Genomic DNA, 19,995 nt, shown 5'->3' with positions numbered 1-19,995 from the left:
ACTACGGGTGGGGATCTCGTCGCCGACAGGTGATCCTGAAGCGGGCATGGTCGGTCAGGTCAGCTTGTAGTCCTCGTGCGGCGTGGCGCGAGTCTTTTTTGCCTCCCTGCCGTTCTTTTGCGGGAGGGGCGGGGGGCCACCCCCTGGTCACCAGCTCACGACCGAAGCGGTTTGACGCGTTCGGCTGCCCATCCGCCGGGCGGTAGCGCTTACGGATGCGGTGAGTTCGGGGCGTGGGGACCTTCTAATCGAGAGCTTTGGCCAGAGCGGTACGGTTCGTAGTTCTTTGGAGCCGGGTGATTCAAAGCGCCCTTCGTGGGAAGAGACATGGCGTCCCAAGATCCCAGAGCGGTAGTCCTTGACCCCTCGGGATCGAAAAATACACAGTAGAAGGTGACGCTAAATGGCATCGATTTGGACACCCAACACGCAATACGGCCACGGTGACATCGCCCAATACGACGGACATGAATATAAAGTCACCCAGCCGCACCTTTCTCAGACTGACTGGACTCCTCCTGCTGCTCCCCACCTCTGGGAGAAGCTCAAGAGTGATCAATCGGGGAATTGACATCCATCGCACCAAAAGGTTCGGTGCGTCACCAGCAATGTCATAGCGAAGGGCGGGCACCATGCCAGCGAATGTCGGGGATGAAGTTGTCATGCAGGATCGGGCAAGCCTGACTAGCCGATCCGGGAAGATCACAGAAGTGCTGGGAGCAGACGGCGCCCCGCCGTACCTGGTGCGCTTCACTGACGGAAGCGAGCAACTCGTAAGTCCCGGCCCGGACATCGAAATCGCGTCCACCTTTACCGAGAGCGAATAGTCCTCCTCAGCCCGTCCGGCGTTTGAGGACGAACTCGGCGAAGCCGGTGATGACGGCACGCAAGGCCCCCGCGCCAGCGGCCCGCGGCGGAGCCGCCAATAGATGCAGCCGGGAAGGGGCGGGGTTGGGGACTAAAGCGCTTCGAGGTCCACAGCCTCGGCCATCGCCCGATACCCCGCATCATTCGGGTGCAGATGATCCCCACTGTCGAACCGCGGAGCAAGCCGCTCCCCGTCCGCGGGATCAGCCAGAGCCCGGTCGAAGTCCACGTACGCGTCGTACTCCCCAGAATTCCGCACCCAAGAATTAAACGCATCGCTCACCTCCGCCGCCCGCTCCCCATAGTGATCAGACCCCCCGAGCGGCAACAACGTAGCTCCCACCACCCTGACCCCCTTCGCCTTCGCGGCCCGGATCAACTTCCGGTGCCCCGCGATGAGTTCCTCAGCACTCACCTTCGGCGCAGGCTTATACGTAGGCGTGTCGCTCTCGCTGAACCCGATGTCGTTCAGGCCCTCCAGGACCACCACCGTCCCCACCCCCGGCAGGTCCAACGCGTCCCGCCCGAAGCGAGCCGTACCCCTCTCCCCGTACCAGGCCGAGTCGTTGAGCACGAGATTCCCGCCGATACCGGCATTCAGGACCGGCCGAGGCGCCCCCGCCTTGGCCAGCCGCTCGGCAAGCGCATCGGACCAGCGCCGGTTGAGGTCGGTGGAGGAGGCGAACCCGTCGGTGGTGGAGTCACCGAACAGAACAACACCCCCACCCCGGCGCGCCTTCTTGCCGGCGGCAACGCCACCGCCGGCGACATCCACCCCCGACAGGAAGTACCAGGACTCCGTCGACTCGTCGAACGCCCCCGCCCCCGTGTCCCCGACATGCTCCCCGTCCGCCCGATAACTCGTCGCGAACGACTGCGCGTGGAAGGTCGCGGGCCCGGTGGTGCGGGCCAGGTGAAGCGTGACCGTCACGGACTCGAACGGCTTCAGCTCAAGCCCCGCCTCATCACTCGACAGCTGCCCGTGCGCCGGTATCTCCACCGACCGCCTCCCCTCGAACGTCAGCCGCCGCACCGACCCCTCCTCGACCGCCGCCCCCTTCTTCGTACGCGCGATGGTCGCCCCGGCGATGTGCAGCGGCGAGGTCCCGTACGCGTTGGAGAGGCGGATGCGGGCTCTGTCGCCGCCCTCCGTGACGCGTACGACCTGGCGCAGGGTCTGGCCCGAGAAGCCGTCCTCCGACCAGTTGGCCTTGAAGCCCGTACTGGCGCGCTGCGGCGACGCGGCCCAGGCGGCGGTCCAGGCGGGCCCGGACGGCCGTGAGCCCGCCCCCGAGCCGGAGGCGTGGGCCCCTGTGACGGCCAGACCGGCGGTGAGGGCGAGCGCGGCAGCGGCGGCGACGAGAGAGGTACGGGTGCGAGCACGCGAAAGCATGGGAATCTCCGAGGAGTTGAGGGGTTGAGGAGGATGGTGATGACCGGCGAAGAACCGGACTCCTCTAAGATCCGCCCCCGCCACCCCCCGATCAACGACGATCCATGAAACGATCGATACGCTCAGACTTATCGATGCAGGTCAGGGACGGGGTGGCAGCGAAATGGAACGCCAGGAGCTGGAGACTTTCCTGACCCTCGCCGAAGAACTCCACTTCGGCCGCACCGCCGAACGCCTCCTCCTCTCCCAGGCCCGCGTCAGCCAGACCGTGAAGAAACTGGAGCGCAAGATCGGCGCCCCCCTCTTCGAGCGGACCAGCCGACGCGTCGAGATGTCCCCGCTCGGGCGCCAGTTGTACGACGACCTCGCCCCTCTCCACGTCCGCATGGAAGCCGCCGTCGCCCGTGCCCAGGACGTGGCCCGCGGCGTCGAGGGCGAGTTGACCGTGGCCTTCCTCGGGTCGGGCGCGGGCACGCTGACCTCCGCGATTCTCGCGACGTTCCGCGAGCGCTGCCCGGGGTGCGACGTGCGGATGCGGGAGACCCAGTTCGGGGACCCGCTCGGCGCGCTCCGCAGCGGCGACGCCGACGTGCTGTTCACCTGCCTGCCCGTCGAGGAGCCGGACCTCACCGTCGGACCCGTCGTCATCAACGAACCCCGCATGCTCGCCGTGCCGCTCGGCCACCGCCTTGCCGGGCGCGACAGCGTGTCCCTCGAAGAGCTCGCGGGCGAGACCTTCTTCGGCGTCGTCAACGGAGCGCCCGCCTACTGGTGGGACTTCCACGTCCCGCCCCGCACGCCCAGCGGCCTTCCCATCCGCCGTGGCCAGTCCGTCGCCGGGTTCCAGGAGCTGATGACGCTGGTCGCCACGGGGCAGGGTCTTTCGCCGGTCATCGCGTCCGTGGAGAAGTACTACGCACGGCCCGACATCACCTTCGTGCCCCTGACGGACGTCCCGTCGGCCGATGTCGCGCTGATCTGGCGCACGGCCGCCGAGGGGACCCCGCGCCTGGAGGCCTTCGTCCGCGCGGTCCGCGACACGGTCGCGGCGAACGGCGGCCCCGCCCCGTTCTAGGCGCGCCCGCACCCCGTTCCAAGCACACCCGCAGCGCGCCCGCAGCGTTCAAGGCGCCGCGCGGTACAGGATGCCGTGCGTGACCGCTGCTCTCACGTACTCCGCCGCCTTCATCACCTTCTTCTCCGTCGTCGGCCCGCCCAAGGTGCTGCTCGCCTTCGGTGGCCTCGCGCAGAACCATCCGGTCCGCGAGCTGCGGATGATCGCCCTCGTCTCGTCCGGGGCCGCCGTCGTGGTGGGCCTGATCGCGGGGTTCACCGCGCCCTGGCTGCTTGAGCTCTTCCACATCTCCACGCCCGCGCTCCAGCTCGCGGGCGGCGTCATCTTCTTCATCTACGCCGTGGGGCTCGTCCTCGGTGTCCACCTCGGCTCGGACCGCGCGGACCTGGACGCGCCCGATCTCGTCAGCGGCGTACGCGAGTTGCTGATGCCGTACATCGTCAGTCCGCTCGCCATGACCGCCGTCCTGATCGAGGCGGCGGCCCGCGACACCTGGTCCTGGCGGTCCACGGTCGTCGGCGCGTACGTCACCGTGATCGCCCTGGACCTGGTGTGCGTGCTCCTCCTCGCGCGCGTCCTGCGCGGCACCCACCACGCGACGATCGAGCTCTTCGGCAGGCTGCTGGGCCTGCTACTTGCCGCGGTCGGCGTGGACCTAGTCCTGGACGGACTCGCGGCGCTCGGCGTGCCGGGCCTGGAGCGCGAGTGAGCCTCGAACGCCGATGACGGTCAGGGCGTGACGATCGCGAACGACGGGTCCGGCTTCGTCACCACCGCGAAAAGACGCTTGAGCAGCTCCGGATCGCCCTCCGCCGTGATGCCGTCCAGGCCCTTCCCGGCCCCGGCAAGGACGCCCAGGAGCTGCGGCTTGGTGAGGGTCAGCGTGAGACCCGCGCCGGAGACGGCCTGGGACTCGCGGTGCGTGAGGGCGCCGTTGTGCAGGTGCAGGCGGTGGCGGCTCTCCTCGTCGGTGAGGACGAGGTCGATGACGAAGCTCTCGTCCCAGGCGCGGGGGCCGTCGACGTTGACCGCGATCGAGTCGATCAGCTGATCGGTGGTGAGCGCCATCGCCATCTCGGGGTTGGACATGTCCAGCGTGACCCTGCCCGTGCCCTGCCGGAGTTCTTGGGCCGCCGTCAGGTAGAAGTTGCGCCAGGTGCCGTTCTCGGCGCCGCGCCCGAGCCGGTCGTAGACCCCGGCCAGGGTCTCCTTCGCGTCCGCGTTGCCGGGGTCGGCGAACACGATGTGGTTGAGGAGCGTGGCGGCGAAGCGCAGGTCGCCGTCGTCCGCGTACGCCCGTGCCTTGGTCAGCGCCTCGTCCGCGCCTCCCGCCAACTCGACGTAACGCTGGGCGAGTTCGACCGGCGGGTGCTCCCACAGGTGGGCCGCGTTGCCGTCGAACCAGCCCAGGTAGCGCTGGTAGATCGCCTTGACGTTGTGGCTGACCGAGCCGTAGTAGCCGCGCGCGTGCCAAGCCTTCTCCAGGGCCGGGGGCAGCTGGAACTCCTCGGCGATCTCCGGTCCCGTCAGGCCCTGGTTGAGCATGCGCAGGGTCTGGTCGTGCAGGTAGGCGTAGAGGTCGCGCTGCTCGGCGAGCATCTTCACGACGTCGTCGCGGCCCCAGGTCGGCCAGTGGTGCGAGGCGAACGCGACGTCGTACGTGTCGCCGAAGAAGTCGATGGCCTCGTCCAGGTAGCGCGACCAGATGCGGGCGTCGCGCACGACCGCGCCGCGCAGGGTCAGGATGTTGTGCATGTTGTGCGTGGCGTTCTCGGCCAGGCACAGCGCTCGGCGGTCGGGGAAGGAGAAGTTCATCTCGGCCGGCGCCTCGGTGCCCGGCGTGAGCTGGAAGATGATGCGTACGCCGTCGATGACCTCCTCCTGGCCGGTGCGCGTGATGTCCACCGTGGGCGGGATCAGGGTCAGGGTGCCGGTCGACGTCGTCATGCCCAGGCCCGCGCTGATCTGTCCGTCGGGGGCCTTCGGCAGGCTGTCGCCGTACATGAACACGGCTCGGCGCGACATGGCCGGGCCCGCGTAGACGTTCTCGCTGACCGCGTGCTCAAGGAAACCCTCGGGCGCGACGATCGGCACGTCCTTGCCGCTGCCGTGCGGCAGGACGCCGCGCGCGCCGCCGAAGTGGTCGCCGTGCGAGTGCGTGTAGATGAGGCCGGTGACGCGGCGCTCCCCGCGGTGCTCGCGGTACAGCGCGAGGGCCGCCGCCGCGCACTCGGCGGAGATCAGCGGGTCGATGACGATGACGCCGCTCTCTCCCTCGACGAGCGTCATGTTGGAAAGGTCGAGGCCGCGGACCTGGTAGATGCCCTCGGTGACCTCGTACAGGCCCTGGCGCGCGCAGAGCTGGGCCTGGCGCCACAGGCTCGGGTTGGCGGTTTCGGGGCACTCGCCCTTGAGGAAGCCGTAGGCGTCGTTGTCCCAGATGACCCGGCCGTCGTCCGTCCGTACGACGGCGGGCACGAGGGCGCCGATGAATCCGCGGTCCGCGTTGGCGAAGTCGGTGGTGTCGTCAAAGGGCAGGTCGCTGGTGGGGGCGGCGCTCATGAGGCGGGTCCGTTCGACGGGGCGGCAGGGGCGGCGGGGTCAGCGGGGCCGGCGGGCCCGGCGGGCCCGGCGGGCCCGGCGGGCCCGGCGGACGCGGAGATCTCGGACTTGTCCATCTTGTGCGGTTCCTCCTCGATCAGCATGTCGGGACGTCCCGTCACCAACAGCCAGGCGGGCAGGGCCGCCACGCACAGCAGGGGCAGCAGGTCGAGGTCCGGCACGACGACGGCGGCCGTGAACAGGCTCAGCCAGCCCTGCCGGGTCGTGGCGAGCAGGACGCCGAGGATGGCGCAGGTGATCGCCAGGGCGGGCGGCACCGCGTCCACGAGCGCGTGCGCGAACATGCCGAGGGCCACGCCCACGAAGACGGCGGGGAAGATCCGCCCGCCTCGGAAGCCGCAGGTGGCGGCCACGCAGAGCGCGAGGAGTTTGACCACGGCGAGCAGCAGCAGATTGCCCGCGTCGTGGTCGGAGGCCTCGGCGGTCAGCTCCTTCATCTCCTCCAGGCCCTTGAAGAGCGTGAGATGGCCGCCGAGCGCGCCCAGGGCGCCGAGCACGAGACCGCCCACGGTCAGCATCAGGACGGGGTGCCCGAGCTGGCGGAAGGCACGGTGGAGATACGGGAAGGCGTACACGGCGCCGAGACCGACGACCGCCGCCGCCGAGCTGACGACCATCGCCGAGAGCACGTCGCCCCAGTGCGGCCCGTCGTACGCAGGCACGTCGATCTCGAACGTGGGGTGCGCGATGAGCACCGTGGTCAGCGACCCCGCGCCGGCCGAGACCAGCGGCGCGAACAGCCGGTCCCAGAGCGGGCGCGGGTCGGGCGGACCCGCGACGGTCTCGGAGAGGATCAGGGCCGCCGCGACCGGCGTCCCGAAGAGCGCTCCGATGGTCCCCGCCGCCGCGAGGCCGACCCACTCCGCGGCGGGCGTGCGGGGCATCGCCTTCATGCCGAGCGCGTAGGCGAGGGCGATGTTGATGGCGGTGATCGGGTTCTCCGGGCCGAGGCTGACGCCGCCCGCGAGCCCCACGATGACGGCGAGCGCGATGCCCGGCAGCATCCGCACGGGCAGCGGCGGATCGACGAGCCCGAGCGTCGCGGGGTCGGGCCCGGCGTGCCCCGGCATCTTCCACACGATCAGCCCGACGACAAGACCCGCCGCGGTGAGGGTGGCGATGATCCACCCCGCCGAGGTCCCGGAGACCCCGACGGCGTCCGGCAGCGTGTCCCACAGCAGATCCTGGAGCCGCTCGGCGACGAAGCTGAGCAGCAGCAGGACGAGGCTCGACCCGACGCCGACGAGCAGCGCGGGAAGCACGAGCGGGAGCAGGGCGCGGGCCTGCGGGGGCACGGTCACGGGGTCTCCCGGGGCAGTGGGGTGGGGACGGCAGCACGGGCCGCGGCGATCGCCTTGTCCAGCGGCGCGAACAGTTCGGGCTCGGCGGGGACGATGCCGCCGTCCCCGAGCCGCTCGGCGAGGCCCGACTTCTCCAGGAGCCGCACCAGCGGAGGCTGGACGCCGACCAGGACGAGCCGCCCGCCCTGCTCGGCGAGCGTGGCCGCGTACCGGTCGAGCAGCTTGAGCACGGCCGAGGAGGGCACGTCGGGCAGGGCGCGCACGACGAGGATCAGCACGCTGCCGCGAGCGCCTTCGACGGACGGCAACTCACCCTCGATGCGAGGGAGTTCGGCGAAGAACGAGGACCCCGCGTAATCGAGGACGGTGATCTCCCCCGGAGCGAGCGAGGCCGGTGGCGGCCGCTCCCCGACGGCCCACCGCCCGTCGCCCCGCTGTTCGAGCCGGACGAGCTTGCCCTGCCGAGCGGCCTGCGCGCAGTACAGCAGCAGCGAGAGCACCGCTCCGATCAAGATGGCCTGCTGGAGCGGGAGTTGGGTGGTGGCGAGGAACGTCAGGATCATGGCGCCCGCCGACATCCACGACGTACGCAGCACGAGCAGGATGTCGTGCCGCTTGCCCCAGATCAGCTCGCCGCCCACCACGAGGATGAGCCCGCCGATCACCGGCATCGGGATCCGCTCGGCGAGCGACCCGCACACCAGGACCACCAGGGCGAGGAAGACCCCGGAGATCACCCCGGCCCACCGCGTCCGCGCCCCCGCGCTCACCGCCACCCCCGTGCGGGAGAGCGAACCGCCGCTGGGCAGCGCCTGGAAGAGACCGCCGATGGCGTTGGCGTACCCCTGGGCCCGGAAGTCGCCGTTGACGTCCGAGCGGCTGCCGTCCGGGTTCGGCATGGACGGGGCGATCCCCGCGGCCTGGGCGAGCGCGACGAGCGCCACGGAGAACGCGCCGCCGATCAGGTCGGGCACGGCCGAGAAGTCGGGGGCGGAGAAGCCCGGAAGGGCGCCCGGGATCCGGGCGATGTCCCGCACCAGCTCCACATCGGTGGCGAACACGGCGACGCCCACCGCGACCACCACCATGGCGATGAGCAGAGCGACGGGCTCAAGCCGCTTCACCGCACGGGCGAGCGCCCAGACCACGACCGTGACGACGGCGACGAGGGTCGCGGCCCCCTCCCAGTCGCCGACGTGGACGAGCCAATTCCCCACCTGTACCAGCTTGTTGTGGCCCTCGGGCCGGTATCCGGTCGCGTCCTTCAGTACGCCGGTGATGATCTGGAGAGCGATACCGGTGGAGAAGCCGGTCATCACGGCGTTCGACACGAAGCTGAGCACCACGCCGAGCCGCAGCAGCCCCATCAGCAGCATGACGACGCCGACCATCAGGGTCAGCGTCGCGACGTTCCCCGCGTCCTTCGGGTCGAGCCCGGCATCGGACAGCACGCTCTGCGAGGTCAGGGCGATGGCGCTGGTCAGGGTGGTGACCATCAGGACGGTACGGGCGGTGAACGAGCCCACGATCGCCGGTACGACACCCGCGTAGAGCCCGGCGACCGGATTGAACCCGGCGATCGCCGCGTACGCCATGCCCTCCGGGATCGAGAAGAGCCCCGTCACCATCCCGGAGCTGACATCGGCGGGCCGCGGTCGCCCGACGGACGGCCAGGGGCGGCCGGACTTCGTGCGCACGGCCGCCCCTGCCCCGCGTCCGGTCAGGTTCCGGCGGGCGGGGTGCGGTCAGGGCTGCCGATGGGTCCGGGGCCGGGCGTGGAGGGCGGATTGCCGCCACCGGAGCCTTCGGCGAACGGTCCAGGACCGGACGAGGTGTTCCGGGGACCCCAGCCGCCCTCGTCGCCCGACGGCCCGCGATGGCTGCCGTGACCGGCGTGCCGGTCGGAGTGGTCCGTGCACAGCGCCCAGATGACGAAGATGCCGATCGCGATCGAGATCAGCGCCCAGATGGGCTGGTAGGGCAGCCACAGGAAGTGCACGACGATGGCGATCGAGGCGAGGGCGACACCGCACGCCTTGCCCCAGGTCGTGCCCTTGAGGATGCCGTAGCCGGTGACGAGGAGCAGGATGCCCAGGATCAGGTGGATCCAGCCCCACGTGGTGAGGTTGAACTTGTAGACGTAGTCGCCGATGCGGGCGTAGACGTCGTCCTTCGCGATGCCCGCGATGCCTTCGAGGATGCCGAGGATGCCGTAGACCAGCATCAGGACACCCGCGAACATCGTTCCGCCGGAAGCCCAGGGGCTCTCGCCCCGCGGGCTGCTCGTGTTGCTGGCCATGTTGGGGCCACCCCTCTTTCTGTCAGGAACCACGAGCCTCCGACGGGCCGGGGCCGTCGGCGAGCGGGCAGGGGCCATTCGGGTGGCCCACCGGGCCACCCGGCGGCACCCGGCGGCACCCGGTCCGGGAATGCAAAAGAGGGCAAAAGGTGCGAATTTGTACACCATGACGGAACCAGTCACGCACCAGGACCACCCGCCCCCCGACGAGGCACGCGAGACGGCGGCGGACGCCTGGATCTGGGGCTTCGCGCTGCTGGAGAACTACCGGACGATGTATCCGCAGGCGATCGATCCCCAAGACCCGCGCTACGTAGGGGGGTTCGGCACCTTCCGGCACTACTCGGAGCCGTTCACGCCCGAGAACACGGATGTCGTGACGCCGAACAACGACACGCCCTACTCCTGGGCCTGGCTCGACCTGCGCGCGGAACCCTGGGTGGTGTCCGTCCCCGAGATCGACCGCTACTACGTGCTGCCCTTCCACGATCTCGACACGTCGTACGTCGGTTTCGTCGGCGCCCGCACCACGGGCCCGGAAGCGGGCGACTACCTGATCGCGGGCCCGGGTTGGCGGGGCGAGGTCCCGCCCGGCATCACGGGCGTACTGCGGGCGGACACCTTCCTGGTGGGCTGCCTGGGCCGCACGTACCTGGCGGGCCCCGAGGACGTGGCCGAACTCCGCGCCGTCCAGGAGGGATACCGCCTCCGGAGCCTGTCGGAGTTCCTCGACACGGCGGCGCCGCACCCTCCGGAAGAGCCGGTCTGGCCGACCTGGCGCGAAGAGGACCTGGCGAACGTCGAGTTCTTCACGCTCCTGGACTTCCTGCTCCAGTTCTTCCCGCCCCTGGAACAGGACCGCGAACTGCGCGCCCGGCTCGCGGCCCTCGGGGTGCGCGGCACCGGCGAGTTCGAGCCGTCCGCGTTCGCCCCCGAGGTGCGCCACGCGGTGGAGCAGGGCATCGCGGACGCCCGCGCCCGCCTTGAGGCGGCGAAGAGGGACGCGGTCGACTCCACGGGCTGGTTCGGCACACGCGAGGAACACGGCACGGACTTCCTGACCCGGGCCGTGGGCGTCGACAAGGGCCTCTACGGCCTCCCGTCCGCCGAGGCCTGGTACGCGGGCTGGGCCGTGGACGACCAGGGCAACCGCCCGCCGGACGCCTCGAAGCGCGCGTACACGGTGCACTTCGCCCCCGGCGCCCTGCCCCCGGCCCGCTTCTTCTGGTCGGCGACGATGTACCGCCTCCCGGAGCGCCTGCTGACCGCCAACCCCATCGACTGCTACTCGATCGGCGACCGGACCCCCGGCCTCGTCCACGACGACGACGGCGGCCTCACGCTGTACGTCGCCAAGGGCCGCCCCGAGAACCCCAAACAGGCGGCGAACTGGCTCCCCGCCCCGGACGGTCCCTTCACGATCGCCGTGCGGGTGTACGGCCCGGACTCCTCCGTCCTGGAAGGGAGTTGGACCATCCCGCCACTGACGGTGAGCGGTGACAGTGGCCTCACGGCTTGAGTTACGTGATTCAGGTCACCTGGGTGGAGTTGCTTGGTTACGCTGGGCTACGAAGTGCCCGTACGCCGTGAGGCGTTGGTAATGGGGGTGGCCCTCGCGTGCCGAACAACATCCGTGACCTCGATCCCAGCGCATCGCCCCTGGACTACTACGGCTCGGAGCTGCGGCGCCTGCGGGAATCGGCGGGGCTCAAGCAGGCGCAGTTGGGGAGCTGCATCTTCTGTACGGCGTCACTGATCGGCCAGATCGAGACGGCGAAGAAGGTGCCGACGCGGGACTTCTCCGAGCGGGTGGATGCGGCGCTCGGGACTGATGGGGTGTTTTCGCGGTTGGTGGGGCTGGTGTTGCGGAGCCAGTTGCCGACTTGGTTTCAGCAGTACGCGGAGCTGGAGGCCAAAGCGACGTACATCTCCACGTATCAAGCCCAGGTGGTCTACGGACTTCTTCAGACAGAGGGGTACGCCCGCGCTGTTCTGGCTACAGGAATGCCCCCGAGGCTCGATGATTTGCTGGCTGCGCGCATGGAACGGCAGCGCATCCTGGAACGGGAGCGTCCGCCGTTGTCGCTGGTCATTCTCGACGAGGCTGTACTGCACCGCCCGATCGGTGGCTGGAGAGTCATGCGAGGCCAACTCGGCCATTTGTTGGGCCTTGTCGACCGGCGATGGGTGGGCATCCAGGTGCTGCCCTACGCAGCTGGTGAGCACGCCAGCCTGGTCGGCTCGTTCAACCTGCTCCGGTTCGATGATGACCCCGAGCTCGTCTACACGGAAGACCTGATCTCTGGTCACATGACGGCCAACCCGGAAACTGTCCGCGAAGCCGCCCGCCGTTACGCTAACTTGCAGGCCGCCGCCCTCCCGGAGGGGGACTCGGCGGAACTGATCAGCCGCGTGATGGAGGAACGTTATGGCGACCAGTCAGGATCTGACCAACACGCGCTGGCGTAAGTCGAGTTACAGCGGCAACACGGGAGGCGACTGCATCGAGTGCGCCCCCCTGAACGGCACGACGTGGCGCAAGTCGTCGTACAGCGGCTCCGGTGGAGGCGAATGCATCGAGTTCGCCGCCCCCCGCCAAGGGACCATCGCGGTCCGCGACAGCAAGAACCCCGAAGGCCCCGCCTTCACCACCACCCCCCGCGCCTTCGCCACCTTCGTCCAGGCGGCAGCCACCGGCACCCTGAGGTAATTCGGCCCAGCGGCGGAATGCCGCGTTCGCGCTTAACCCCCCCTGAGGGGTGGGGAGATGGGCGAGGCACGGCTCTGGCGGCCGTTCCTCCTCGGGGTGGCCGTGACGCTCGCCGTCGCCGCCGCGTACCCGTGGTGGTCGGGCCGTACGGGAGATGAGTTCGGCACGACATCGTGGTGGCTGCGCGCACTGCCGCTGCTCGCCGCGGCCCTGCTGGTCGCCGCGCGACTCGTGCCCGGCGTCGGGCGGCGACGAGGAACGGCCCTTGCCGCAGGCGCCGCAGGCTCCGCCGCCCTCGCGGGAGCCCTGCTCTTCGTCACCTGGAGCCGGGCGGACGAGATCGCCGCGGGTCGCCGCGAGGACAGGGAGACCGAGGCCGCCACCCAATGGTGGTGGGGCGCGACGGACCGCGAACTGCACGCCGTGCTCACGGCCTGGCCCGAGGCCGCACCCCTCGCGACCGCGCTCGCGGCGGCCGTGGTCGCCGTGGCGGCGCTGCTCCTGGCGTGGCGGGACCGGCCGTGGCTGGACCTGGACACGTACGCGGAGGCGGCGGACGGCAACGCCCTGCGGCGAAGGCTGCGCGGCGGCACGGCGTGCGTGCTGGCCGGGGTCCTGGCGGGCGGACTGCTCTCCGTGGCGTCCGTGGACGGCGCCGAGCGGATCCGGGACGCGCGGACGGAGGCCCTGGGGCCTTGGTGGGGCGACTACGCCGAGTCGGAGCAAGTGGCCGCTTCCCGGCTGCACAAGGGGTCCCACGAGGTGAGGTCGTCGGGCTACCGGCCGGGCGCGCCGACGCGGCCGGGCCGGATCGCCTGGCAACGCGGCTTCGACGGGCCCGCCGCGCTCAGCACGTGCGCGTACGAAGGGCGCGAGCGCGGCACGCTGGTGGTTCTTGAGGAGGGCGACCGCGCCGCACGGATCACCGGACGCGACGCGCGCGACGGCAGCCGGCGCTGGAGCTTCAGCGTCCGTACCTCCGAGCGGGTCGAGCTGGTGCAGGTGGCGGTGAGCGAGGGCTGCTCGGTGCTCGTCCTGATGGGGTCGATGCTGGTCAGCCTCGACTCGTACACGGGGCGGGAGCGGGGTGCGACGGTCCTGCCGATGCCGGGACCGAAGGGCTGGAGCTTCATCACGTCCTACCGGCAGCCCGATGCGCTGCCGAGGATGGTGACCCTGCCGGACGCGCGTGTGGTTCATCTGGCCAGTTCCGGTGGGGGAGTTGTCGCCGTGCGGCGGGACGGCGCGGAGGTCCTTGCCCGGAGCGGGGGTACGGGGGAGGGATGCGCGTACCTTGTCGATTACGCCTCGCCGGACGACTCCGGCTCGCTCCTGGTGGAGGGGTGCGGATGGCGGAACGTACTCCTGACGCTCCCGGGTTCCGGGCCGGATCCGGCCTATCCCCCGAACGAACCCGACTACCGCACACCGGACTTGCCCCTCCTCTTCGAGGTGTCGGACGTCGAGGTCACGCGGCCGGAGGGCTGCGAGGCGGGCCAGGTGGAGTGGATACGGGCACAGGGGTACGGCGCCGACGTGGCGGGAACCTGGCGGTGCGGCAAGGGGAAGTCCCTCAAGCGCACCTACGCCACGCGCCGGTTCGTCCCGTCCGACTCGGTCGCCCGCAGGGATTGGGAGCGCGTGCCCGCCGCGCGGGCCCCGCTCCATCCGGCCGTCGAGCTGCGCGACGATGTGTTCGCGACGGCCGTCGGCGACGCCGTTCGCATCGGCTGGGGGCTGCGGGAGAGGGACAGGGTCCACTCGGAGGTGCCCGAACGCGGCGACCGCGTGGCGGCCCTCGACGGCTCGGGCGGCCCCTGGAAGCAGGACGCGAACCGCGATGCCGTACTGGCCCTGGGCGCCTCCGGGCTGCTCACCGCCCTGGAGTTCCGGCAGGAGCGGACCGAGCCACCGGCGGAGCCCGACGTACGTATCGACCTGAGGGCCAAGGGTTCCACGACCGTCGCCCGCACTCCCTGCACCGGAACCCGCGACCTGCTGGCCGACCCGGTCTCGGGGACGGCCCTGGTCCTGTGCAGGGACGGCGAGGACCGGACACGGGTGACGGCGGTGGTGGACGGGCAGGGCTTCGACCCCCGGCGCTAGGAGGACTCGCCCACGGCGCGCGTGATCTCGGCGGCGATGCGCCGGATGCCGGGTGAACGGGTCGGGCAGGGGCGGGACTTGGGCGTGGTGGGCGCGAGGCAGAAGTGCAGGTAGTCGTCGCCGCGGTGCAGGGCGGTGCGGCTGCGGCCGGGCTCGGTGCAGTACGCGGGGTTCTCCGTCTCGTACGCCGTGCACGGCAGCTTCTCCACCCACTTGTGCCGGTCCGACGCCGGGCTGACCGCGCGGCCCGCGTCGGCGACGATCCCGCCGGAGGCCCGCGCCTGCGCCTCGTAGATGGCGTCGACGCGGCGCACGCGGTCGGGCGTGATCGGGTCGGGACCCTGGAGCACCCACACGATGCGCGGCTTGTCGGCCCCGCCCCCGGCGGCCTCGTGGATCTGCGAGGCGAGCGCCTTGGCGTCGGCGGCGTACCGGTCGAAGTACTTCTGCCGCGCCTTGTCGTACGTGATGCCGTCCATGCACGGCGTGTAGCCCCACGCGTTGCCCCAGAACTGGAGCACCACATAGTCGGGCCGCTCGGCCCGCACCAGCGCGGCGGCCTTGTGCTTGTCGGGGACGAGGGAGTCCTTGCCGGTGTCGTCGAGGTAGTCGCAGAGGGTGGTGCCGGAGTAGGGGGCGCTGCGGTAGCGGGCGCCGAGCTCGGAGCGCAGGAGATCGCCGAGGACGTTCTGGTTCTCCATGGCGAGGGAGTCGCCGAGGTAGAGGACCTTGGGGGATGTGCCGGTGCGGTCGCGGGGCTTGTCGGCTGCGCGTTGGCGGGTGGTGGAGGAGGGCGGAGTGGCGGAGGGCTCGGCCTCCTCCTTCGGCGGCTCGGCGGCGCGTGTGACGTCGGGGGTCTGCGGGGCGTCGTCCGACGTACCCCCGGACCCGGGGTCGCCGCACGCCCCGAGGAGCAGCACAGCGGCCACCAGCCCACCGACCCACGGCTTGCGCATACGCCAACTCCCCTTCAGGCGACTGAAATAGCCCCCAAGGCAAGCACAGTCGCACCCGCGTGAGAAGAGACGGGGTGGCGCTTCCGGCCCCGCATTACCCCGGACGTAATCGACCCCGGCCCGGCCGCCCGGCAAGCTCAAGTCATCGCACGGAGCACCCGAATGACCAACCGAACGACCGAGCCGCAGGAGGCCGAACGCCATGACCGCACACGACACTTCACACGAGACTTCACACGACATTTCCGCGTACGAGACCGCTGTCGCCCGCTACTTCGAGGCCTGGAACGCCGAGCGCGCCGATGACGTGGCCAAGGCCGTGGCCGCGGCCTGGAGCGAGGGCGGCAGCTACACGGACCCGCTGGCCGACGTCTCCGGGCACGCGTCCATCGCCGCCGTGATCGGCGGGGCCCACGAGCAGTTCCCGGGCTTCGAGTTCCGGCGGACCGGCGCGGTCGACGGCCACCACGACATCGCGCGCTTCGGATGGGAGCTGGTGTCGGTCGCGGACGGCTCCGCGCCGGTCGCCGGTTTCGACGTCATCGCGCTCGCGGAGGACGGCCGTATCCGCACGGTGCACGGCTTCCTGGACCGGGTGCCGCAGGCCTGAGGCCGACCCGGAGTCCGGCCTATTCCCGGCTACTCGCTAGCGCGCCACGTACTGCGTGAGGATCGCCTGGACCTCGTAGATGTCGACACCCTTGGTGAAGGTCTTCGCGATCGGCGTGGGGGTGCCGGAGATCCAGATCTTGAGCTCGGCATCGAGGTCGAAGTGCCCGGCGGTCTCCACCGAGAAGTGGGTGATGCTGCGGTACGGAACGGAGTGGTACTCGACCTTCTTGCCGGTTATCCCCTGCTTGTCGACGAGGACGAGGCGGCGGTCGGTGAAGAGCATGGTGTCGCGGATCAGCAGGAACGCTGCCTGCACCTGCTCGCCGTGGCCGAGCAGGCGGGCGTAGTCCTGCTGCGCGGTCATCGGATCGATCGTGTGCGCGTTTCCGAACAGTGCCATGAGAGGCCCCCCATTGTTTCGAACTGAATAGAACTCACAGGAACTTACGACTGTAACGTCTGTCCGCTCGCGGGCAGGGTCCGTGGGGGAGCGCGGCATCGGCAGTAACATCCCACCGGGGAGTACTCCCCGCTTGACTGCTGGGCTGCTCGGCTGCTCGGCATGGAGTGCGATCTCGGCATGGAGGGTGATGATGACCGGCGACTCACAGCGCGCGACACCCCCACGGAGGCGAGACGCGCGACGCAACTGGGATCTCCTGGTGGAGGCGGCCCGCGAGGTGTTCGCGGAGCAGGGCCTTGAGGCGCCGCTGGACGTGATCGCGCGCCGGGCGGGAGTGGGGAACGCGACGCTCTACCGGAACTTCCCCACCCGCGCGGCCCTGATCGACGCCGTCTTCCACGACCTGCTGACGGGCACGATGGCAGTCGGCGAGCAGGCGCGATCCGCGCCGGACGCCTGGGCGGCGCTGAACGACTACCTGCGGGCGGTCTTCGTCACCCTGGCCGCCGACCGAGGCACGAACGACCTCATGACGACCCACCTGGAGGGCATCGAAGCGCTCCAGGCCGTCCACGCCCACAACCGCGAGACGATGGAGATCCTGCTGAGCCGGGGCCGCGAGCAGGGCACGGTGCGAGCCGACGCCACCACGGAAGACGTCCTGTTCGCCCTCGCGGCACTGGGCCGAGCCATCCCGGCCCTGACAACGGCAACCACCCCCGAAGCCTGGCGCCGCCCCCTGACCCTGTTCCTGGCCGGCCTACACACCTCACCGCCCACACCACCACTGCCGGGCACGCCCCTGACCGCCACCGAACTGGCCGAAGTACTCCAGGAGTTGGGCCCACACCGCGCGCCGCGCAACACAGGCTGAGCCACGGGGACCCGCCGGACGACGGGGCGACGCAACGGGCGGAGCGGTTGTGCAGCATCGGATCGGCCGACCCCCACAGCCGACGATCACCAAGGAGGCGCCATGGCGAACCGGGACTGGGACGAGCCGTTGTTCTCGCGGACCTTCGAGGGAGCTGGGCGTACGCCGTCCAAGGCCGAGGTCCGCGACACGGTCGCCGATGCGGTCCGCGGTGAGGCCGATTCCGGGTCCGGGCCATGTCGCGACGGCCCGGGCGCTATGCCATATTCAATGGCATACTCGACGTATGTCTGATGACGACGCCGACTTCCCGCCCGGCGATGGCCCCACCAGTGGTATCTCCGTCACCCTGACCGCCGGAACTCTGCATGCGATCCGTGAGCGGGTCGGCAAGCGAGGCGTCTCGGCCTATCTGGAGAAGGCGGCCCAGCGCCAGATCGAGCGCGACAACCTGGATGAGCTGATCGCGGACTTCGACAAGGTGCACGGCCCGGCCGACCCCGAGGCCGTGGCGGCCAAGCGCGCCCGGCTGACAGGCGGCACCTCGAACGCTGGGACGGCGGCGTGAGCGGTGCGTTGGTCCTGGACGGCGAGGGCCTGGCAAAGGCCGTACAGCGCGATCGGGAAATCCACGAGTGGCTGACGGCGGCCCGTGACGCGGACCTGCCGGTGATCACCTCGGCTGCAGTGCTGGTCGAGGTGATCCACCCCAAGATCAACGACGCCGCACTGAAGTGGACCCTGTCCCGCCTGAGTGTCGAGCCGGTGACCCAAATCGTCGCGCAATCCGCTGCCGCTTTGCTGCGTACAGCGGGGCTGCACGGCCACAAGTACGCCATCGACGCCATGCTGTGCGCGACCGCTCTGCAGCATCCCGGCCCGGTGACGATCCTGACTTCGGACGCAGAGGACATCGGGCTGCTCACCACCGAGCATCCGCGGCTGAGCGCGGAGAAGGTCTGAGCCGAGGTTCCTCGCAGAGGCGGGGGCGCGCAAAAAGGCCCAGGTCGCTGACCTGGGCCTCAATTGTGGAGCGGGTGACGAGAATCGAACTCGCACTCTCAGCTTGGGAAGCTGATGTTCTACCACTAAACTACACCCGCGAAAAACACCGTCTGTGGCGGTGTCGTAACGTCGCACACTCTACCTCATCCCAGGCCCCGGGCGCTTTTGCCCCCGGGGTCCGCGTGCTGTCCGGGGCATGGATGCGTCTGCGGGACGCGGGAGTTGGGGCGTACGGTGAGAGACCGGAGTGCCGCCTGGAGGGGCGCCCCATTCGTCCCGTAATGTGGCCGTTCGGCGCCCGCTCGCATATGAGGTGAGCAGGGGGCGCCAAGGGCTCAACTACGGCTTTGGGGAAGGGACTCGAGGACTTGATGGAGCGCACCGTCGTCCGATGTGCCGAAGGGCACGTGTTCAGCACTGCTTCGTTCCCGATGCAGAAGGCCGACCGGCTCGGACCCGGCCGTCTCATCCGCTGTCCGCGGTGTGCCCGATTGCGGCATGCCGTGCCGGTCGCGTCGCAGAAGCGGTAGCAGCGGTAGCGGGAGAGCAGCAGTAGCGGGAAGCAGAGAAGCGCAGCGCGCGGGGCCGTCCGATTGGGGCGGGCCCGCGCGCTCTGCGTATCCTCGGTGCGTGCTTCTCTCAGACAAGGACATCCGGGCCGAGATCGACGCCGGACGAGTACGGATCGATCCGTACGACGAATCCATGGTGCAGCCCTCCAGCATCGATGTGCGGCTCGATCGCCTCTTCCGGGTGTTCGAGAATCACCGCTATCCGCACATCGACCCCTCCGTGGAGCAGGCCGACCTGACGCGGCTCGTGGAGCCCGAGGGCGACGAGCCGTTCATCCTGCACCCGGGCGAGTTCGTGCTCGCCTCGACCTACGAGGTCATCAGCCTGCCCGACGACCTCGCGAGCCGGCTCGAAGGCAAGTCCAGCCTCGGGCGGCTCGGGCTCGTGACGCACTCCACCGCCGGGTTCATCGACCCGGGCTTCAGCGGGCACGTGACCCTGGAGCTGTCGAACCTCGCGACCCTGCCGATCAAGCTCTGGCCGGGGATGAAGATCGGGCAGCTCTGCATGTTCCGGCTGACCTCGCCCGCCGAGTCGCCCTACGGGTCGGAGCGGTACGGGTCGCGTTACCAAGGGCAGCGCGGGCCGACCGCCTCCCGTTCCTTCCTCAATTTCCATCGGACCCAGGTGTGACATCCAGCATGAGTGACGTGCGCGAGAACCTTACGTACGAGAAGTTCGGCGGCGCTGTGCGCGAGCTCGCGCAGACGATCGCCGACGACGGGTACCAGCCCGACGTCATCATCTCCATCGCCCGCGGTGGCGTCTTCGTCGCGGGCGGGCTCGCGTACGCGCTCGACTGCAAGAACATCCACCTGGTGAACGTGGAGTTCTACACGGGGGTCGGCACGACCCTGGAGATGCCGGTCATGCTGGCGCCCGTGCCCAATGTCATCGACTTCACCGACAAGAAGGTGCTCATCGCCGATGACGTCGCCGACACCGGCAAGACGCTGAAGCTCGTGCACGACTTCTGCCTCGATCATGTCGCCGAGGTGCGGTCCGCCGTGATCTACGAGAAGTCGCAGTCGCTCGTGAAGTGCGAGTACGTCTGGAAGCGCACCGACGACTGGATCAACTTCCCGTGGAGCGTCGAAGCACCCGTCGTGCGGCGCGCCGGGCAGGTTCTCGACGCCTGAGGTGCGAACAGAGGGAGAAGGGCCCCGGCGGAGTGATCCGCCGGGGCCCTTCCTCCGTCT

General features: G+C 70.0%; 20 protein-coding genes, 1 tRNA gene and 2 pseudogenes. 15 read left to right on the top strand and 8 right to left on the bottom strand.

Translation table 11 applies throughout. The annotated features are described in order from the left end of the window. The first annotated feature begins 403 nt into the window (after positions 1 to 403). Both M4V62_RS43930 and M4V62_RS21040 read left to right on the top strand, forming a co-directional pair. A complete protein-coding gene (locus M4V62_RS43930) occupies positions 404 to 571 on the top strand; it encodes a carbohydrate-binding protein (RefSeq protein WP_425575254.1) in 168 nt (55 codons plus the stop codon). 61 nt (positions 572 to 632) lie between these two features. Then, on the top strand, positions 633 to 827 hold the full coding sequence (locus M4V62_RS21040; RefSeq protein WP_249588796.1) for a DUF1918 domain-containing protein: 195 nt from the start codon (positions 633 to 635) through the stop codon (positions 825 to 827). Positions 828 to 958: 131 nt separating this feature from the next. Here the strand turns inward: M4V62_RS21040 and M4V62_RS21035 are convergent, their stop codons facing one another. Beyond that, the gene (locus tag M4V62_RS21035; protein WP_249588795.1) at positions 959 to 2,260 is read right to left on the bottom strand and encodes an SGNH/GDSL hydrolase family protein; all 1,302 of its coding nucleotides are present in this window, start codon (positions 2,258 to 2,260) and stop codon (positions 959 to 961) included. Between the two features lie 163 nt (positions 2,261 to 2,423). Between M4V62_RS21035 and M4V62_RS21030 the strand changes: the two genes are divergently transcribed. Together M4V62_RS21030 and M4V62_RS21025 are read left to right on the top strand one after the other, a co-directional pair. Beyond that, positions 2,424 to 3,335, top strand: a complete 912-nt coding sequence (locus M4V62_RS21030; RefSeq protein ID WP_249588794.1) for a LysR family transcriptional regulator — start codon at positions 2,424 to 2,426, stop codon at positions 3,333 to 3,335. A 79-nt stretch (positions 3,336 to 3,414) separates the two neighbouring features. Further along, complete coding sequence (locus tag M4V62_RS21025; protein WP_249588793.1) at positions 3,415 to 4,044, top strand: MarC family protein; 630 nt, start codon at positions 3,415 to 3,417, stop codon at positions 4,042 to 4,044. Between the two features lie 20 nt (positions 4,045 to 4,064). Here the strand turns inward: M4V62_RS21025 and M4V62_RS21020 are convergent, their stop codons facing one another. From M4V62_RS21020 to M4V62_RS21005, 4 genes and pseudogenes are all read right to left on the bottom strand, one after another. Beyond that, a complete protein-coding gene (locus tag M4V62_RS21020) occupies positions 4,065 to 5,897 on the bottom strand; it encodes an alkyl/aryl-sulfatase (protein ID WP_249588792.1) in 1,833 nt (610 codons plus the stop codon). Next, positions 5,894 to 7,258, bottom strand: coding sequence for an ion channel protein (locus M4V62_RS21015; protein ID WP_249588791.1), 1,365 nt, complete (start codon positions 7,256 to 7,258; stop codon positions 5,894 to 5,896). The genes M4V62_RS21020 and M4V62_RS21015 overlap by 4 nt, the downstream gene beginning before the upstream one ends. Then, complete coding sequence (locus M4V62_RS21010; protein ID WP_249588790.1) at positions 7,255 to 8,955, bottom strand: SulP family inorganic anion transporter; 1,701 nt, start codon at positions 8,953 to 8,955, stop codon at positions 7,255 to 7,257. The genes M4V62_RS21015 and M4V62_RS21010 overlap by 4 nt, the downstream gene beginning before the upstream one ends. Positions 8,956 to 9,161: 206 nt before the next feature. Then, positions 9,162 to 9,557 (bottom strand): annotated as a pseudogene (locus M4V62_RS21005) (DUF7144 family membrane protein); the annotation flags it as partial. Between the two features lie 166 nt (positions 9,558 to 9,723). Between M4V62_RS21005 and M4V62_RS21000 the strand changes: the two are divergent. The 4 genes from M4V62_RS21000 (at position 9,724) to M4V62_RS20985 (ending at position 14,373) form a co-directional block, all read left to right on the top strand. Beyond that, on the top strand, positions 9,724 to 11,076 hold the full coding sequence (locus M4V62_RS21000) for a DUF1254 domain-containing protein (protein WP_249588789.1): 1,353 nt from the start codon (positions 9,724 to 9,726) through the stop codon (positions 11,074 to 11,076). 98 nt (positions 11,077 to 11,174) lie between these two features. Then, positions 11,175 to 12,026 carry a helix-turn-helix domain-containing protein gene (locus M4V62_RS20995; RefSeq protein WP_249588788.1) on the top strand — a complete coding sequence of 284 codons (852 nt, stop codon included), beginning with the start codon at positions 11,175 to 11,177 and terminating at the stop codon, positions 12,024 to 12,026. After that, the gene (locus M4V62_RS20990; protein WP_249588787.1) at positions 11,986 to 12,267 is read left to right on the top strand and encodes a DUF397 domain-containing protein; all 282 of its coding nucleotides are present in this window, start codon (positions 11,986 to 11,988) and stop codon (positions 12,265 to 12,267) included. The genes M4V62_RS20995 and M4V62_RS20990 overlap by 41 nt, the downstream gene beginning before the upstream one ends. Positions 12,268 to 12,324: 57 nt before the next feature. Continuing rightward, positions 12,325 to 14,373, top strand: coding sequence for a PQQ-binding-like beta-propeller repeat protein (locus M4V62_RS20985; protein ID WP_249588786.1), 2,049 nt, complete (start codon positions 12,325 to 12,327; stop codon positions 14,371 to 14,373). Here the strand turns inward: M4V62_RS20985 and M4V62_RS20980 are convergent. Next, positions 14,370 to 15,329, bottom strand: coding sequence for an SGNH/GDSL hydrolase family protein (locus tag M4V62_RS20980; RefSeq protein ID WP_249588785.1), 960 nt, complete (start codon positions 15,327 to 15,329; stop codon positions 14,370 to 14,372). The two genes, M4V62_RS20985 and M4V62_RS20980, sit on opposite strands and share 4 nt — an antisense overlap. Positions 15,330 to 15,531: 202 nt before the next feature. Here M4V62_RS20980 and M4V62_RS20975 point away from each other — a divergent pair, with 202 nt between their 5' ends. Beyond that, on the top strand, positions 15,532 to 15,939 hold the full coding sequence (locus M4V62_RS20975; RefSeq protein WP_249588784.1) for a nuclear transport factor 2 family protein: 408 nt from the start codon (positions 15,532 to 15,534) through the stop codon (positions 15,937 to 15,939). Positions 15,940 to 15,975: 36 nt separating this feature from the next. Here the strand turns inward: M4V62_RS20975 and M4V62_RS20970 are convergent, their stop codons facing one another. After that, a complete protein-coding gene (locus tag M4V62_RS20970) occupies positions 15,976 to 16,341 on the bottom strand; it encodes a PH domain-containing protein (protein WP_249588783.1) in 366 nt (121 codons plus the stop codon). Between the two features lie 190 nt (positions 16,342 to 16,531). Between M4V62_RS20970 and M4V62_RS20965 the strand changes: the two genes are divergently transcribed. From M4V62_RS20965 to M4V62_RS20950, 4 genes and pseudogenes are all read left to right on the top strand, one after another. Then, positions 16,532 to 17,218 (top strand): TetR/AcrR family transcriptional regulator, encoded by a 687-nt coding sequence (locus M4V62_RS20965; RefSeq protein ID WP_425575255.1) that lies wholly within the window; start codon positions 16,532 to 16,534, stop codon positions 17,216 to 17,218. Positions 17,219 to 17,317: 99 nt separating this feature from the next. Continuing rightward, positions 17,318 to 17,512, top strand: a pseudogene (locus tag M4V62_RS20960) (hypothetical protein); the annotation flags it as partial. Continuing rightward, positions 17,505 to 17,786, top strand: a complete 282-nt coding sequence (locus M4V62_RS20955) for a hypothetical protein (RefSeq protein ID WP_249588781.1) — start codon at positions 17,505 to 17,507, stop codon at positions 17,784 to 17,786. The pseudogene M4V62_RS20960 and the gene M4V62_RS20955, both read left to right, overlap by 8 nt. Next, a complete protein-coding gene (locus M4V62_RS20950) occupies positions 17,783 to 18,181 on the top strand; it encodes a type II toxin-antitoxin system VapC family toxin (RefSeq protein ID WP_249588780.1) in 399 nt (132 codons plus the stop codon). The genes M4V62_RS20955 and M4V62_RS20950 overlap by 4 nt, the downstream gene beginning before the upstream one ends. 66 nt (positions 18,182 to 18,247) lie before the next feature. On the opposite strand, the gene M4V62_RS20945 is transcribed toward M4V62_RS20950, so the two are convergent. Continuing rightward, positions 18,248 to 18,321 (bottom strand) — tRNA-Gly (locus M4V62_RS20945). 532 nt (positions 18,322 to 18,853) lie between these two features. Here M4V62_RS20945 and dcd point away from each other — a divergent pair. Both dcd and M4V62_RS20935 read left to right on the top strand, forming a co-directional pair. Further along, positions 18,854 to 19,429: a dCTP deaminase gene (gene dcd, locus M4V62_RS20940; protein WP_249588779.1), complete on the top strand. Its 576-nt coding sequence runs from the start codon at positions 18,854 to 18,856 to the stop codon at positions 19,427 to 19,429. An 8-nt stretch (positions 19,430 to 19,437) separates the two neighbouring features. Next, positions 19,438 to 19,935, top strand: a complete 498-nt coding sequence (locus tag M4V62_RS20935; protein WP_249588778.1) for a phosphoribosyltransferase — start codon at positions 19,438 to 19,440, stop codon at positions 19,933 to 19,935. Positions 19,936 to 19,995 lie beyond the last annotated feature (60 nt).

Origin of the sequence: Streptomyces durmitorensis (assembly GCF_023498005.1) — a bacterium.
GTDB lineage: Bacteria > Actinomycetota > Actinomycetes > Streptomycetales > Streptomycetaceae > Streptomyces > Streptomyces durmitorensis.
This window is presented reverse-complemented; position numbering and strand designations above follow the sequence as displayed.

What these genes read in the sequence shown, in the direction of transcription:
- M4V62_RS43930 (WP_425575254.1), top strand. Translation starts at nt 404, where the DNA reads ATGGCATCGATTTGGACACCCAACACGCAATACGGCCACGGTGACATC.
- M4V62_RS21040 (WP_249588796.1), top strand. Translation starts at nt 633, where the DNA reads ATGCCAGCGAATGTCGGGGATGAAGTTGTCATGCAGGATCGGGCAAGC.
- M4V62_RS21035 (WP_249588795.1), bottom strand. Translation starts at nt 2,260, where the DNA reads ATGCTTTCGCGTGCTCGCACCCGTACCTCTCTCGTCGCCGCCGCTGCC.
- M4V62_RS21030 (WP_249588794.1), top strand. Translation starts at nt 2,424, where the DNA reads ATGGAACGCCAGGAGCTGGAGACTTTCCTGACCCTCGCCGAAGAACTC.
- M4V62_RS21020 (WP_249588792.1), bottom strand. Translation starts at nt 5,897, where the DNA reads ATGAGCGCCGCCCCCACCAGCGACCTGCCCTTTGACGACACCACCGAC.
- M4V62_RS21000 (WP_249588789.1), top strand. Translation starts at nt 9,724, where the DNA reads ATGACGGAACCAGTCACGCACCAGGACCACCCGCCCCCCGACGAGGCA.
- M4V62_RS20990 (WP_249588787.1), top strand. Translation starts at nt 11,986, where the DNA reads ATGGCGACCAGTCAGGATCTGACCAACACGCGCTGGCGTAAGTCGAGT.
- M4V62_RS20985 (WP_249588786.1), top strand. Translation starts at nt 12,325, where the DNA reads ATGGGCGAGGCACGGCTCTGGCGGCCGTTCCTCCTCGGGGTGGCCGTG.
- M4V62_RS20980 (WP_249588785.1), bottom strand. Translation starts at nt 15,329, where the DNA reads ATGCGCAAGCCGTGGGTCGGTGGGCTGGTGGCCGCTGTGCTGCTCCTC.
- M4V62_RS20975 (WP_249588784.1), top strand. Translation starts at nt 15,532, where the DNA reads ATGACCGCACACGACACTTCACACGAGACTTCACACGACATTTCCGCG.
- M4V62_RS20970 (WP_249588783.1), bottom strand. Translation starts at nt 16,341, where the DNA reads ATGGCACTGTTCGGAAACGCGCACACGATCGATCCGATGACCGCGCAG.
- M4V62_RS20965 (WP_425575255.1), top strand. Translation starts at nt 16,532, where the DNA reads ATGATGACCGGCGACTCACAGCGCGCGACACCCCCACGGAGGCGAGAC.
- M4V62_RS20955 (WP_249588781.1), top strand. Translation starts at nt 17,505, where the DNA reads ATGTCTGATGACGACGCCGACTTCCCGCCCGGCGATGGCCCCACCAGT.
- M4V62_RS20935 (WP_249588778.1), top strand. Translation starts at nt 19,438, where the DNA reads ATGAGTGACGTGCGCGAGAACCTTACGTACGAGAAGTTCGGCGGCGCT.